This window comes from Pseudomonas extremorientalis (assembly GCF_001870465.1).
Lineage (GTDB): Bacteria > Pseudomonadota > Gammaproteobacteria > Pseudomonadales > Pseudomonadaceae > Aquipseudomonas > Aquipseudomonas extremorientalis.
On sequence record NZ_MDGK01000015.1, the window covers coordinates 523,984 to 537,647 of the forward strand.

Here is a 13,664-nt window from a genome sequence, read left to right on the forward strand (position 1 = left end):
CCTGGTCCTTGGGTATCGATCGGTCCGAAATCGGTATTGGTTCAAGACCTGCCGGCCATTCTATAAAGACCTCACAAAATAAAACGAGAGGTTTCATGAAACCGCGCCTGCATTGTGCCCGTCTTGCTCTGTTCCTGTGTGGCTGCGCGGCGTTCCTCAACCTGTATGCCACACAGAGCATTCTCCAGACATTTGCTACGCAGTTTCACATCAGCGCCAAGGCGGCGGGGTGGAGCATCACCGTGACGACGCTGGCGGTGGCGATCACTGCGCCGTTTGTCAGCCGCCTGACCGGGCGCTTCGAACCACGCACGGTGATCAGCGCAGCGGCTTTGCTGTTGGCGCTGCCGTCACTGATGACCGCCTGGGCCGACAGCTTTGCCGAAGTGTTGGTGTGGCGGTGGGTGGCGGGGATGTTGATCCCGGTGATATTCGCCACCAGCGTGGCGTATATCGGCGACCGCTGGCGTGGCGGTACGCTGACGGAAGTCACCAGCCTGTATGTGGCAGGGACCGTGCTGGGTGGGTTCGCCGGGCGTTTCATCACCGGCGTCGTGACTGAATATGTCGGCTGGCGCGAAGCCTTTGAATGGCTGGCGGTGCTGAGCCTGATGGTGGGTGGGTTTATCCAGTTTCTGTTGCCGATGAGTCGTGTGCGCTCTGAGAAGGTTCAACCCTCGTTCTCGGCGGTTTTTAGCAAGCCCTTGCTGGCTGCCTACGCCGTAGGATTTTGTGTGTTGTTCTCACAGGTCGCAGCGTTTACCTACGCAGGTTTGTACCTTGGATTACCGCCCTTCAGCCTGGGGCCTGCGGCATTGGGCACGCTGTATATGGTGTTTTTGCTGGCGCTGATCGTGATCCCCATCGCCGGGCGCCTCAGCAAATCCCGGCCCCACGCTGAACTGCTGAGTGTGGCTGCGCTGCTGGGCATCAGCGGCTCGGCGCTGACGCTGGTGCCTTCCTTGTGGTGCATCGTGGTGGGCCTGGCTCTCAGTTCTACCGGCGTATTCCTCGCGCAGTCGGCGGCCAACGCGTTCACCACGGCGACGGCCCGTGACAATAAAGCAGGCGCTGTGGGGGTGTACCTGACGTGTTACTACCTGGGCGGCAGTTGCGGCGCCATTGTCCCGGCATTGATCTGGGAACGCTGGGGCTGGGCCGGGTGTGTGGCGCTGATTATCACCTTCCAGGTGTTGACCTTGCTGATCGCCCTGACCGGCTGGAGGCCCGCCAAACCTCAACTGATCCCGACGCCATGAATGCCATCCCACCCCGCCGTCGCACGCTGATCGCCGGCTGCAGCGCCCACGCCGTGCATGATGGCCTGACCGATGTCATCTACGTGCTGCTGCCGATCTGGCAAACACAGTTCGCCTTGTCCTACGCCCAGGTCGGGCTGTTGCGCGGTGCCTATTCCGGGATGATGGCGGTGTTCCAGCTCATGGCCAGCCGCGCCGCAAAACGCTGGGGCCGAGTGCCGATGCTGGTCGGCGGAACCGCGCTCGCCGGCACGGCTTACCTGTTGGTGGGCCAGGCCACCGGGCTGGTGATGCTATTGCTGGCGCTGCTGCTCGGTGGGCTCGGGGCCAGTAGCCAACACCCGCTGGCGTCTTCGATGATCAGCGATGCCTACGAAGACGGTGGCGGAATCAAGCAGGCGTTGTCCCAGTACAACTTCTCCGGCGACATCGGCAAAACCCTGATCCCCGGTCTGGTCGGCCTGTTGCTCACGCTGATCAGTTGGCGCGCCAGTGCCACGTTGCTGGGGGTGCTGGGGTTGGCGGCGGCGGGGTTGCTGTGGTGGCTTATTCCTGCGCAAACATCCGAAGCGTCCTCGACCAAAAAAGCCAGACCCTCCACCGGAACAGGCTCCGTCACCGGCCTGCGCGCACTGATCCTCACCGGCACCCTCGACAGCGCCGTACGCATGGGCTTTCTCACCTTCCTGCCGTTTCTGCTGCAGGCCAAGGGGGCCGGCACCGCCGGTATTGGCCTGGCCCTGACCCTGCTGTTTATTGGCGGCGCGTTCGGCAAATTATTCTGCGGCTACCTGGGCGCACGCATCGGCATGATGAAGACGGTGTGGTTGACGGAGGGCAGCACGGCACTGCTGATCGTGGCGGCGGTGTACCTGCCGCTGAGCGGGTTGATGGTGATGTTGCCGGTGCTGGGGCTGGTGCTCAACGGCACGTCTTCGGTGTTGTACGGTGCGGTGCCCGATCTGGCACCAGCAGAGAAACGCGAACAGGCGTTCGCCGTGTTCTACACCGGCACGATTGGTGGCGGGGCACTGGCGCCGGTGGTGTTCGGCGGGGTGGGGGATGCGCTGGGCGTGACGGTGGCGGTAATGCTGCTGGCCGGGATGTTGGGGGTGACGTTGCCGTTGGCGTGGGTGGTGCAGCGGGGGATTCACTCAAGCGATTGAGTGTCTGGCGGTATGTCCAGCTTGGGCGGCGTTGCTCCAGGAGCCAACGCCTTGTACAGACTCCAGGCCGCCCATACCACGGGGGAGGAAAGCCGAAAAACACAATGTGCATATACGCGTTGACCGCTGAAGTCTGATCTTGCGAAGTTGCCTACACGCTCATCGGAACGCGTTGGGTTGTACACCATGGGGAGGCTATTTATGGTTTGTCAGCCGCTAGATGCTCGATGGCAACTGCACGCAACACATCCTAAAGTGTGCCGGTATCCCGAAAGCTACCCGGTTCACTCGCCTGCGTGCAGTTGCCACCCTCCCATCAAATTCAACGCATAAAAAAAACCGGCCACCAAAGGACCGGTTTTTTTGCATCCCTCGTCAGAGACAACCTGACGCGGAACGAGAATCCGAGTGGAGCGGGTAGAGGGAATCGAACCCTCGTCGGAAGCTTGGGAAGCTACTGTTCTACCATTAAACTATACCCGCTCAGAGCGGCTGACTTTGTACCAGAAGTTCGTCGGAATTTGAAGTTTTTCTTCAAAAATATGTGTGGGTTACAGATGTCTCACACATCGACAAGCGAACCCATTGTAGGAGCGAGCTTGCTCGCGAAAGACTCAAGAGCGCGACGTTCTCTCAGGAGACGAGCGTTATCGTTGACGTTCTTCGCGGGCAAGCCCGCTCTTGCAGGGGGGCGTGTTTCAGAGTGCAAAGGCATGTTGTGCCGGGCCGGTCTGATAACGCAATCGGCTGACCTGGCGCTCCGGTTTCAAGAAGCCCACCACCGCATCCCGGCTGTCCCGACAGGCGGCCTTGTGCTCCATGTCCAGGAAATGCCCCGTGGCCTGGATCGTGCTGAAGCTGCTTTTTGCCACATGCTGGCCAAACAGCTTGGCATCCTGGGCGCTGGTGTATTCGTCCCATTCACCGTTCAAAAACAACACCGGGATGTCGATCTGCCTGGCTGCCTTGAGGTAGCACAGGCGGTCACTGTTGAGCACATGGCTGATGTGGAAGTGCATCTGCCCATACTCGTGCTCGGCCAGGCTGCTCACGTGCTTGTAGTTGAAGCGCTTGAACAGTGACGGCAGGTGTTTGCCGATGGTGCTGTTGACCAGGTGGCCGACGCGGTCGCGGTCGAGATTGCCGAGGTAGTCGACGCCGCGTTCCAGGTAGTCGCGCATGGGCGCGTTGATCACTGGGGAGAACGAGCTGATCACGGCTTTTTCCACGCGACGTGGCCGGTGGGCGAGGGCGACCAGGGTGGCGGCACCGCCCCAGGAAAACGACAGCACATGTTCAGCGGCGAAGTGGTCGATGAGCTCTAGCAGGATCTGGCCTTCGACTTCCTTCGTCAGCATCTGCTCATGGCGGTTATGGATTTTGGAGCGACCGGCGTAGGGCTGGTCGTACAAAACCACATTGAACTGCGGGTACAGGCTTTTCACGGTTTGGGCGAAGGATGCCGTGGTGGCCATGGAGCCGTTGACCAGGATGATGGTCTTTGCAGCAACGTCCGCGCGATAGAACTCCGTGTAAACCCGATACTGACCCTGTATATCCAACACAGCGATTTCTGGCCTCATGTCGTAAGACTCCTGGCAAGCGGGTAGGGCGCGCAGATCACTCTGCACGAGCTTTGTGACAGGTAGGCATACGCCTGGAAAAGGAGGGCCCATGTCGATCCGATGACGGCTGGCCGACGGGTGTTGTTGTGACGGGCTGTTTGCCTGGAAGGCCCGTAGATCAAGCGCGGGCGGGGCAAGGTGTTTCTTGGAGGTTATAGGCGACTCGCCAGTCATATTTGAACTGGTGATCCTGATTCAAGCAGTCGAGTCGATACCTCGCAAGGTGACCTGGCGGTTTTTTGCTATCACCGGCTGAACGGTCGTCAGACCTGTCGGATTTCGTCGTCAGTCAGCGCCCGATACTGGCCAGGCGCAAGGGTCGCATCCAGCACCAGGGAACCCATGCGCTCGCGGTGCAGGCCGATCACCTTGTTATCAAAATGCCCGAACATGCGCTTCACTTGGTGATAACGCCCTTCGATGATGCTCAAGCGTGCGGTTCTCGGCCCGAGCAATTCCAACTCGGCGGGGTGGGTGGTCAAGTCTTCGAAGGCGAAGTAAATACCTTCGGCAAATGTCGTTGCGTATTCAGGGCCGATAGCCTGTTCGGTCTCGACGAGGTACACCTTGGGCAACTTGGTCTGCGGTTGCGTCAGGCGCCGCGACCATTGGCCATCGTTGGTGATCAGCATCAGGCCGGTGGTGTTGAAGTCCAGACGGCCGGCAATGTGCAAGTCGCCTTTGTCCGGCTCATCGAGTAAATCCAGAACGGTTGGATGTTGCGGATCAGAGGTGGCGCTCACGCACCCCCGAGGCTTGTGCAGCATGAAGTAACGCGCCGGTTTGCCTGCCTGCAGCACCTCATCGTCAACGCTCACTCGGCTGAATTCCCGCACCTCGTGATGGGGGTCGCTGACGGCCACGCCATCCACCGCCACACGCCGCTCAACCAACAGCAGGCGCACTTGCTTGCGATTGAAGCGCGGCAGGTTACTGAGGAAACGATCCACCCGCATTACGTCGGCTCAACCCTACGCAGTTGCTCATCGACCTGGGCACAACGCGGGCAGAGGCAGGCCTGGTTGCGCAGTTCATCGGGCAGGGCCTGGAGCACCGCCGGGTCGATGGTGACGCTGTAGCACCAGCAGGCCTGGTCGACCGTACGGGGATCAGCCAGGCTGCAGTCGTTGCGTGCACCGCAGGCGGGGCAAAGGGTGGGTGTGGTCATGGGCTAGTTCGGGCAAGGGTGCGGATGATTCCGCCAGGCCCTGTACGATACAGGGCCGTCCCCGCCCAGGCCACTCAGAGCTGGAACTTGCTGACCAGCACGTTGAACGAGGTGGCCAGGCGCGACAGGTCCTGGCTGGAGGCGTTGGTCTGATGGGCGCCGGCCGCCGTCTGGGTGGACAGGTCCTGGATGTTCAGCAGGTTGCGGTCCACTTCGCGGGCCACCTGGGCCTGTTCCTCCGAGGCCGAGGCGATCACCAGGTTGCGTTCATTGATCTTCGCCACGCTGGTGGTGATCCGTTGCAGCGCTTCGCCGGCGTTCTGCGCCAGGGTCTGGGTGTTGTTGGCCCAGGTCAGGCTCTTGTTCATCGCCGCGACGGCGTCGTCGGCACCGGTCTGCACTTCACCAATCATCTTTTCGATATCGACCGTGGACGTCTGGGTGCGATGGGCCAGGGCGCGCACTTCATCGGCGACCACGGCAAAACCGCGACCTTGCTCACCCGCACGGGCCGCTTCAATGGCCGCATTGAGCGCCAGCAGGTTGGTCTGGTCGGCGATGCCACGGATCACATCGATCACCTTGCCGATCTCCCGTACCTGCCCGGCGAGGTCTGCCACCGACTGCGTGGAGTCATTGATCTCAACCACCATCGAGCTCATGCCGGACACCGCCTGTTCCACTTGCTGGCGACCCTCTTCGGCTTCGGTGGTGGCCTGGCGCGAGGCTTCAGAGGTCGAGACGGCGTTGCTGGCCACTTCGTCCACGGCGGCGGTCATCTGGTTGACGGCGGTGGCCGCCTGTTGGATCTCATCGTTCTGGCGGGTCAGGCCACGGCTGCTTTCATCGGTGACCGCACTCAGTTCTTCAGCCGCCGATGCAAGCTGGTCGGACGCGTTGGCGATTTCCACCAGGGTGCTTTTCAGGCCGCCCTGCATATCCGAGAGGGCCATCAGCAGTTGCCCGGCTTCGTCGGTACGCTCGGTGACGATGGCCTGGGTCAGGTCGCCCTGGGCAATGCGTTGCGCGTTCTGCACGGCTTGAGCGATGGGGCGGGTGATCAGGCGGGTGATCAACACACCGATGATGACCGCAATGATGAAGGCCAGCACAATGCCGCTGATCATCCAGGTCAATGCACTGTTGCGCAGTTCCTCGGCAGCAATGGCGCCTTCCTTGATCTGGCGGTTGTTGGACTCGATCATCACGCGGATCAGTTCGCGTGCCTGGCGGAAGAGTTCATTATTGCTGGTGTTGAGTTGGGTGCGGGCCTGATCGACCTGGCCGCCGTCGAGCATCGCCATGATGCGTTCGGAGTTGCTGATGTAGCTGGGCCAGAGCAGGTCAAGCTTGTCTCCCGCTGCCCGTTCGTCGTCTTCCAGCGGCGTAGCGCGGTAGGTGGCGTACGCAGCCTGGCTGCGCTTGAGTTCCTGGGCGATATCCTGGCGCACACGGTCGCGATCCTGTGGGGATACGTCGCCCTTGCTGGCATCCAGCAAGCGATACAAGCCACGGTTATGGGCCACTATGCCATTGAGGGTGGCGGCCGTGTTGCTGACCGAGACCAGGTTGTTGGAGAACGTCAGCTCCAGCGCTGACGAGAGGCGAACCACGCCTTTGATGCCCAGCAGGCCCACCCCCAGGGTGACCAGCGCGCACAGTAGGAATGAGAGCAGCAGTTTGGTTGAGATTTTCATGAGTCAGGTCCGGGCAGGGTAGCGAAGGGTGCACGCTAGAGCCTCCCTGGCCCTTGGCGATGTCATAGTGACATCATCGCAATTGAGAAAGTTGCGAGCCAGATAAATTTACTGAATCGATAAAGCGCACGTAGATGTTTCAACCTATTACGAAAACGCACCAGATTCAGTTTTTGATGTCAGATATTTCGTCATTCAATGAAAGTTGAGTGCCGCCCTCCAGCGTCGCTGGAGGCGCTCTTCCGCGGTCCAGGAGGCCGCCATGTATCGACGACTGCTGCTCAGCGCTTTACTCGGTCTAACCCTTTCCGCTTGCGTGCCCTATTACGATGGAGGCCAGAGCTACTATCGATCCGAGGTCTATACCTCACCGGCACCGGTGTATTACTACGGCGGCGGCACGGCGTATCAGTACCGCCGTGATTACTACCCCGCGCCGCGCTACTACGCGCCACAACCGCGCTACTACTCGGCCCCGCGTTATTACCAGCCGGCGCCGCGTTACTACGGGCCGCGTGCCGGTTACCGGCCGTATCCAAACCAGGGCTGGGGCGGAGGTCATTGGGGGAATGGTGGTGGACACGGTCGCGGTTCCGACCATGGAGGTGGCCGCGGCGGTCACCGTTGACGGGCCTGTACGGCAAGCGGCGCATGAAGCGCCGCTTTTTTTTTGGGGCGCAGCCGTCAGTAATCGGACAGGTCGGCCAGCGGGTGGCGACCTTCCCACGCCTTGTCGAAGTGGGCCTGCACCACCGCCGCAGGAACGGCGTTGATATCCGGCCAATGCCAATGGGGCGCCTGGTCCTTATCGATCAAACGCGCACGCACCCCTTCGCTGAATTCCGGATGACGGCAGCAATTGAGGCTCAGGGTGTATTCCATCTGGAATACCTGGGCCAGCGACAGGTGCCGTGCGCGCTGGATCTGTTCCCACACCAGATGGGCGGTCAGTGGGCAGCCTTCGCTCAACGTCTTGCCGGCACGGCTGAACAGTGGATCAGCATGCTCACTCAACAGGCTCAAGGCGCGCCAGGCACACCGCACGTCGCCCACATCCAGCCATTCGTCGATCTGTGCCCGGCGCGGCAGCCATTGCGCTTCGGGTTGCTGGCTGGCGGCTTCCTGGGCCAGCGCCTTGAGCAGGCTGTTAAGCTGCATCGGGGTCTGTTCCTGCCAGTTCAGTTGCAGCAGGCCATCAAGCAATTCGTCCTGCTGGTCGTCACGCAGGAAACGGTCGGCCAGGCCCAGGTCCAACGCGTCACGCCCGTTGATATGCGCACCGGTGAGTCCGAGGAACAATCCGAGCTTGCCCGGCAGGCGCGACAGGAACCCACTGGCGCCGACGTCCGGGTACAGGCCGATGTTGATCTCCGGCATGGCCAGCCGGCTGCTGGGGGTGACGATGCGGATCGCGGCACTTTGCAGCAGACCCATGCCGCCGCCCAGCACATAGCCGTGGCCCCAGCAAATCAACGGTTTCGGGTAGGTGTGCAGGCGGTAATCAAGGCGATACTCCGCCGCAAAAAATTGCGCCGCCAGCGCCGGCACCACACCGGGCTCTTCGCGACAAGCCTGCGCCAGGCTGCGCACTTCGCCACCGGCGCAAAAGGCCTTGGGGCCGTTGCCGCGCAACAGCACGCAGACGATATTCGGGTCTTTGGCCCAGGTGTCCAGGCGACTGCTCAAGGCGAGGATCATCGGCAGGGAAAGGGCATTGAGGGACTTTTCAGCGTCGAGGCTGGCGATGCCGATGCGGGCACCGTCGCTGCCGGTCAGCTCTTCGAAGTGCAGGTTCATCGTGACCTCAATCGAGAAGGTGAAGGATGAGTATGATCGCTTCGCAGGAAAGCGCCGTTGGTGTGTCAGATCAATTGACAAGCGGGGTCGGCTTTCCTAGGGTTCGCCTCATTCTTTTTGACAAGACCATTCAACCATGACCGACGACGACCGTATCAAACTCGAACCCAGCTGGAAACACGCCCTGCGGGATCAGTTCGAGCTGCCGTACATGGCCCAGTTGCGCGAGTTCCTGCGCCAGGAACATGCCGCCGGCAAAGAGATCTACCCGCCTGGCCCGCTGATTTTCAATGCGCTCAACTCCACGCCGCTGGACAAGGTCAAGGTGGTGATCCTCGGCCAGGACCCGTACCACGGCCCCGGCCAGGCCCACGGCCTGTGCTTCTCGGTGCAACCGGGCGTGCCGGCGCCGCCGTCGTTGGTCAATATCTACAAAGAGCTCAAGCGCGACCTTAACATCGACATCCCTAATCACGGCTACCTGCAAAGCTGGGCCGACCAGGGCGTGCTGATGCTCAACACCACCATGACCGTCGAGCGCGCCAATGCCAACGCCCATGCGGGCAAGGGCTGGCAGTTCTTTACCGATCGGATTATCGAAGTGGTCAGCGAACATCAGCCGCACCTGGTGTTTCTGCTGTGGGGCGCCCATGCCCAGAGCAAGCAGAAGCTGATCGACGCGACCAAGCACCTGGTGCTGACCTCGGTGCATCCGTCGCCGTTGTCGGCGTATCGCGGGTTTTTGGGTTGCGGGCATTTCAGCCGGACCAACAAGTTTCTTGAGCAGAATGGCGAGACGCCGATCGAGTGGCGGTTGCCGCCGCTCTAAGGCCAAGCACATGCAGAGTGTGGGAGGGGCCCCCTCCCACATTTGAAGGTTTAGATTGTTTCCGGCTGACGGTTCCAATATCTGAACAACGGCTCCGCCAGAAAAAGCACAAACAACAAGCGCATCACCTGCATCGCCGTCACCAGTGGCACCGACAGTTGCAGGGTCTCAGCGGTAAGGCTCATCTCGGCAATGCCACCGGGCATCATGCCCAGGGTCAATGAGCGCAGGTCCAGATGGGTCAGTGCACTCAGACCCACCGCCGCCAACGTCGCCAATGCCATGGTCAACGCCGTGCCGATCAAGGTACGCCCCATGAACGACGGCGCCCGACGAAAGAACTGTCGGTTGAAGTGGCAACCCAGGCCACTGCCGATCAACCACTGGCCAATCTGGCTGCCGCCATCGGGCAGGCCGATATGCAGGTCCCAGACTACGCTGGCCGTCGCACTCACCAGCAATGGCCCGAACAACCAAGGGTTGGGCTGGCGCAGGCGCTGCCAGCCCCAGGCAACCAACGCACCAAGCGGAAACAGCGCCAGCAGCCAAGGCCAGCTCACCGGCGCCGGATGAAACTGCGGTGTACCGCCTTCCAGCAAGTACTTGAAAATCGCCGGCACACACAACACCACCATCAGCACCCGCAGACTCTGTCCCGCCGCAACACGGCTGAGCACCGCACCATTACGCGCGCCGAGGTTGACCATCTCACCGGAACCGCCGGGCATGCTCGAGAAGAACGCCGTGGCGCGGTCTTCACCGCTGCGGCGCATCAACCACACGCCCACCACGCTCGACAGACTGGTGACCAGCGCGCCGAAGAAGATCAGGCCGAAGTGACTCATCACCTGTTCGATCACCACCGGGGTGAAGTGTAGGCCGATGCCGATGCCCACCACCCATTGGCCGCATTTGCGCCCGCCGGGAATCTCCGCCAGCTGCCACGGCGTGAGGCAGCGCACCAGGATGATCGCCAGCAACGAACCGACCATGTACGGCAAAGGCCAGCCGACCAGGCTGGCCAGGAAACCGCCAGCCAGGCCGACCAACGGTGTCCCCCACCAATGTCTGAAGGTGACCTCAGACATCGGCCACGGCACGACGCTGCAGGGTACGTTTACGGTAGATACGCAGCAGCGGCACAAACAGCATGATCGCGGTCAGTACCCACACGCCAAAGGTGATCGGGCTCGACCACAGGATCTCCAGCGCACCGTTGGAGATCGACAGCGCACGGCGCAGGTTCTGCTCCATCAGGCCGCCAAGGATAAAGCCCAGCAGCACCGGCGACAGCGGGAAGTCGAGCTTGCGCAGGATGTAGCCGAAGATGCCGATACCCACCATCAGGAACAGGTCGAAGGTGGTGGCGTGCACCGCGTATACCCCGATGGCGGTGATGATTGCGATCACCGGCACCAGCGCCCAGTTCGGCACGGCGAGGATGCGCGTGAAGATGCGGATCATCGGGATGTTGAGGATCACCAGCATGATGTTGGCGATGAACAACGAGGCGATCAGGCCCCAGACGATGTCCGGTTGCTGTTGGAACAGCAGCGGGCCCGGGGTGATGTTGTACAGCGACAGTGCGCCGATCATCACCGCGGTGGTGCCCGAACCTGGGACGCCGAGGGTCAGCATCGGCACCAGGGCGCCGCAGGCGGACGCGCCGATGGCGGTTTCCGGAGCGGCGAGGCCGCGCATGTCGCCCTGGCCGAATTTACCGCTGGCACCGGCCAGGCGTTTTTCGGTCATGTAGGCAACGGCCGACGCCAACGTGGCACCGGCACCGGGCAGTACGCCCATGATGAAACCGAGCAGGCCGCAACGGATATTCACCACGAACACCGCGCCCGCTTCCTTCAGGTTGAACATCATGCGGCCAGTGGCTTTGACTGCTTCCTGGCCACGGTGGGTTTTTTCCAGCAGCAACAGAATCTCGCTGATGGAGAACAGACCCAGCACCAGCACGACGAACTGGATGCCGTCGGTAAGGTGGATGTTGTCGCCGGTGAAGCGATACACACCGCTGTTGGCGTCGATGCCGACCGCCGACAGGAACAGGCCGATCAGTGCTGCTACAAACGTCTTCAGCGGTTTGTCGCCAGCCATGCCGCCGAGGCAGACAATTGCGAACACCATCAGTACGAAATATTCCGCCGGGCCGAAGGCAATCGCCCATTTGGCCAGCAACGGCGCAAACAGCACCATGCCGCAGGTGGCGATAAACGCGCCGATGAACGAACTCCAGGCCGACAGCGACAGCGCCACACCGGCGAGGCCTTTGCGGGCCATGGGGTAGCCGTCGAGAGTGGTCATTACGGTGGACGCTTCGCCCGGTATGTTCAGCAGGATCGAGCTGATGCGCCCACCGTATTCGCAGCCCAGGTACACGGCTGCCAGCAGGATCAGCGCCGATTCCGGCGGCAGGCCCAGGGCGAAGGCAATGGGGATCAACAACGCCACGCCGTTGATCGGGCCCAGGCCCGGCAGCAGGCCGACCACGGTGCCGATCAAGGTGCCGCACAACGCGGTCACCAGGTTGTAAGGGGACAGTGCAACGCCGAAGCCCTGGCCCAGGTAGCCGAAAGTATCCATGTCAGTTCTCCAGAACGTCGAGCAGGCCGAGGGGCAGCGGTACATCCATGGCTTTGTCGAACAGCAGGTACAAGCCGATGGCCATCAACGTGACGATCACCACGCTGGGCAACCAACGACCACCGTACAAGCGCGCCATGGGAATGCCGATCAGCATGCTGCTGAGGATGAAGCCCAGGGGTTCGAAGGTGCCGGCGAACACGATCAACAGCGCGACGCACACGCCGATCTTGATCAGGGTTTCGCGGTCCAGCGCGGGTTCTTCTTCGGTGTGTTTGGTCGGCTGTGGACGAAACAGCATGTAGATCAGTGCCAGGCTCATCAGCCCGAGCATCAGCAGCGGGTAGGCGCGCGGCCCCACCGGCTCGTAGGAAAACGACGCCTGGTACGGCCAGGCCATCAGCGCGAGGCCGGCGCAGGCCAGCAGCAGCGCGGCGGCGAAAATGCGTTGTAAGAGCATGTGGAACTCCTGGGCCACGCCGCTTGGCTAAAGGGCGTGGCCACACAAAAGAGGGGCGATTACTGGATCAGGCCGAACTCTTTGGCCAGCACTTTGTAGTCAGCCACTTGTTTCTTCACGTAAGTGTCCAGCTCCGGGCCGGTCATGGCGAACGGGAACAGCTCACGCTGGTCACGCAGTTTGGCGAACTCCTCGGAGGCCAGCAGTTTGTCGAAGGCGTCTTTCCACCATGCGTAGTCGGCATCGCTGACTTTTGGCCCGAGGTAGAAGCCACGCACCACTGGCCAGACGATGTCGTAGCCTTGCTCTTTGGCGGTCGGAATGTTCTTCATTTCCGGCTCGTCCAGACGCTGTTCGGAGAACACCGCCAGCAGGCGCATATCGCCGCTCAGGATGTGCGGCATGGAGTCGGAAATGTCGGTACTGCCCACCTGGATATGGCCGCCGAGCAGGGCGGTGGCAATTTCACCGCCGCCTTCAAGGGCGACATAACGCAGTTCGCGCGGGTTGATCCCGGCGGCCTTGGCGATCAGCGCGGTTTGCATCCAGTCCTGGCTGCCGACGGTGCCACCGGAACCGATTACCACGCTGCCCGGATCTTTCTTCAAGGCTTTGACCAGATCGTCGAGGGTCTTGTAGGGCGAATCGGCTTTCACCGCGATAGCCCCGTAGCTGGTGCCGACCGCCGCCAGCCAACGCACGGCGCTTTCATCGAAGCGGCCGAACTTGCCCTGGGCCAGGTTCAACAGCGAACCGCTGGACCAGGCCACCAGCGTGCCGCCGTCCGCAGGACGCTGGGCGACCACGGCGTTGTAGGCCACCGCGCCGACGCCGCCTGGCATGTAGGTCACGCGCATCGGCTTGCTCAGCAGCTTCTCGTTGACCAGCGCGCTTTGCGCCAGTTTGCAGGTCAGGTCAAAACCACCGCCCGGCGAGGCCGGGGCGATGCACTCTGGGCGCTTGGGTTCGTCAGCGGCCAGCAGTTGGCCGGCGAACAGCATGCAGCCGGCGGCGAGGGCCAGTTTACGCAGTGATAGGGTCATGGTTATCTCCGTCGTTGTTGTTATG

13 protein-coding genes and 1 tRNA gene are annotated in these 13,664 nt (G+C 61.7%); 4 read left to right on the forward strand and 10 right to left on the reverse strand.

Going from position 1 to position 13,664, the window contains the following annotated elements; genetic code table 11:
- Positions 1 to 95: 95 nt before the first annotated feature.
- Both BFN10_RS06165 and BFN10_RS06170 read left to right on the forward strand, forming a co-directional pair.
- Complete coding sequence (locus BFN10_RS06165) at positions 96 to 1,259, forward strand: MFS transporter (protein WP_071488917.1); 1,164 nt, start codon at positions 96 to 98, stop codon at positions 1,257 to 1,259.
- The gene (locus BFN10_RS06170) at positions 1,256 to 2,425 is read left to right on the forward strand and encodes an MFS transporter (protein ID WP_071488918.1); all 1,170 of its coding nucleotides are present in this window, start codon (positions 1,256 to 1,258) and stop codon (positions 2,423 to 2,425) included. The genes BFN10_RS06165 and BFN10_RS06170 overlap by 4 nt, the downstream gene beginning before the upstream one ends.
- 409 nt (positions 2,426 to 2,834) lie before the next feature.
- On the opposite strand, the gene BFN10_RS06175 is transcribed toward BFN10_RS06170, so the two are convergent.
- From BFN10_RS06175 to BFN10_RS06195, 5 genes are all read right to left on the reverse strand, one after another.
- Positions 2,835 to 2,908 (reverse strand) — tRNA-Gly (locus BFN10_RS06175).
- A gap of 215 nt (positions 2,909 to 3,123) precedes the next feature.
- The gene (locus tag BFN10_RS06180; RefSeq protein ID WP_071488919.1) at positions 3,124 to 4,008 is read right to left on the reverse strand and encodes an alpha/beta fold hydrolase; all 885 of its coding nucleotides are present in this window, start codon (positions 4,006 to 4,008) and stop codon (positions 3,124 to 3,126) included.
- 305 nt (positions 4,009 to 4,313) lie between these two features.
- Positions 4,314 to 5,006, reverse strand: coding sequence for a 16S rRNA pseudouridine(516) synthase (locus tag BFN10_RS06185; protein WP_071488920.1), 693 nt, complete (start codon positions 5,004 to 5,006; stop codon positions 4,314 to 4,316).
- Positions 5,006 to 5,218, reverse strand: a complete 213-nt coding sequence (locus tag BFN10_RS06190; RefSeq protein ID WP_071488921.1) for a cysteine-rich CWC family protein — start codon at positions 5,216 to 5,218, stop codon at positions 5,006 to 5,008. The genes BFN10_RS06185 and BFN10_RS06190 overlap by 1 nt, the downstream gene beginning before the upstream one ends.
- A gap of 74 nt (positions 5,219 to 5,292) precedes the next feature.
- Positions 5,293 to 6,915, reverse strand: coding sequence for a methyl-accepting chemotaxis protein (locus BFN10_RS06195; protein WP_071488922.1), 1,623 nt, complete (start codon positions 6,913 to 6,915; stop codon positions 5,293 to 5,295).
- A gap of 262 nt (positions 6,916 to 7,177) precedes the next feature.
- On the opposite strand from BFN10_RS06195, the gene BFN10_RS28660 reads away from it, so the two are divergent.
- Positions 7,178 to 7,543, forward strand: a complete 366-nt coding sequence (locus tag BFN10_RS28660) for a hypothetical protein (protein ID WP_083351549.1) — start codon at positions 7,178 to 7,180, stop codon at positions 7,541 to 7,543.
- A gap of 56 nt (positions 7,544 to 7,599) precedes the next feature.
- Here the strand turns inward: BFN10_RS28660 and BFN10_RS06200 are convergent, their stop codons facing one another.
- Entirely contained in the window at positions 7,600 to 8,712 is a 1,113-nt protein-coding gene (locus BFN10_RS06200; protein ID WP_071488923.1) for an enoyl-CoA hydratase/isomerase family protein, read from the reverse strand.
- Positions 8,713 to 8,848: 136 nt separating this feature from the next.
- On the opposite strand from BFN10_RS06200, the gene ung reads away from it, so the two are divergent.
- Complete coding sequence (gene ung, locus BFN10_RS06205; protein ID WP_071488924.1) at positions 8,849 to 9,541, forward strand: uracil-DNA glycosylase; 693 nt, start codon at positions 8,849 to 8,851, stop codon at positions 9,539 to 9,541.
- A gap of 50 nt (positions 9,542 to 9,591) precedes the next feature.
- Here the strand turns inward: ung and BFN10_RS06210 are convergent, their stop codons facing one another.
- Genes BFN10_RS06210 through BFN10_RS06225 form a run of 4 tightly spaced genes read right to left on the reverse strand, consistent with a single transcriptional unit; the run spans position 9,592 to position 13,645 of the window.
- Positions 9,592 to 10,629 (reverse strand): AbrB family transcriptional regulator, encoded by a 1,038-nt coding sequence (locus BFN10_RS06210; RefSeq protein ID WP_071488925.1) that lies wholly within the window; start codon positions 10,627 to 10,629, stop codon positions 9,592 to 9,594.
- Positions 10,622 to 12,136, reverse strand: a complete 1,515-nt coding sequence (locus BFN10_RS06215) for a tripartite tricarboxylate transporter permease (protein ID WP_071488926.1) — start codon at positions 12,134 to 12,136, stop codon at positions 10,622 to 10,624. Before BFN10_RS06215 ends, BFN10_RS06210 begins: the two co-directional genes overlap by 8 nt.
- A gap of 1 nt (position 12,137) precedes the next feature.
- Positions 12,138 to 12,596, reverse strand: a complete 459-nt coding sequence (locus BFN10_RS06220) for a tripartite tricarboxylate transporter TctB family protein (protein ID WP_071488927.1) — start codon at positions 12,594 to 12,596, stop codon at positions 12,138 to 12,140.
- A 59-nt stretch (positions 12,597 to 12,655) separates the two neighbouring features.
- Positions 12,656 to 13,645 (reverse strand): Bug family tripartite tricarboxylate transporter substrate binding protein, encoded by a 990-nt coding sequence (locus tag BFN10_RS06225; RefSeq protein ID WP_162276416.1) that lies wholly within the window; start codon positions 13,643 to 13,645, stop codon positions 12,656 to 12,658.
- Positions 13,646 to 13,664: the final 19 nt, after the last annotated feature.

Bases quoted from the DNA above. Each gene is read 5' to 3' on its own strand.
- BFN10_RS06165 (WP_071488917.1), top strand. From the start codon at position 96: ATGAAACCGCGCCTGCATTGTGCCCGTCTTGCTCTGTTCCTGTGTGGC.
- BFN10_RS06190 (WP_071488921.1), bottom strand. From the start codon at position 5,218: ATGACCACACCCACCCTTTGCCCCGCCTGCGGTGCACGCAACGACTGC.
- BFN10_RS06215 (WP_071488926.1), bottom strand. From the start codon at position 12,136: ATGGATACTTTCGGCTACCTGGGCCAGGGCTTCGGCGTTGCACTGTCC.
- BFN10_RS28660 (WP_083351549.1), top strand. From the start codon at position 7,178: ATGTATCGACGACTGCTGCTCAGCGCTTTACTCGGTCTAACCCTTTCC.
- BFN10_RS06185 (WP_071488920.1), bottom strand. From the start codon at position 5,006: ATGCGGGTGGATCGTTTCCTCAGTAACCTGCCGCGCTTCAATCGCAAG.
- BFN10_RS06220 (WP_071488927.1), bottom strand. From the start codon at position 12,596: ATGCTCTTACAACGCATTTTCGCCGCCGCGCTGCTGCTGGCCTGCGCC.
- BFN10_RS06210 (WP_071488925.1), bottom strand. From the start codon at position 10,629: ATGTCTGAGGTCACCTTCAGACATTGGTGGGGGACACCGTTGGTCGGC.
- BFN10_RS06200 (WP_071488923.1), bottom strand. From the start codon at position 8,712: ATGAACCTGCACTTCGAAGAGCTGACCGGCAGCGACGGTGCCCGCATC.
- ung (WP_071488924.1), top strand. From the start codon at position 8,849: ATGACCGACGACGACCGTATCAAACTCGAACCCAGCTGGAAACACGCC.
- BFN10_RS06170 (WP_071488918.1), top strand. From the start codon at position 1,256: ATGAATGCCATCCCACCCCGCCGTCGCACGCTGATCGCCGGCTGCAGC.
- BFN10_RS06180 (WP_071488919.1), bottom strand. From the start codon at position 4,008: ATGAGGCCAGAAATCGCTGTGTTGGATATACAGGGTCAGTATCGGGTT.
- BFN10_RS06195 (WP_071488922.1), bottom strand. From the start codon at position 6,915: ATGAAAATCTCAACCAAACTGCTGCTCTCATTCCTACTGTGCGCGCTG.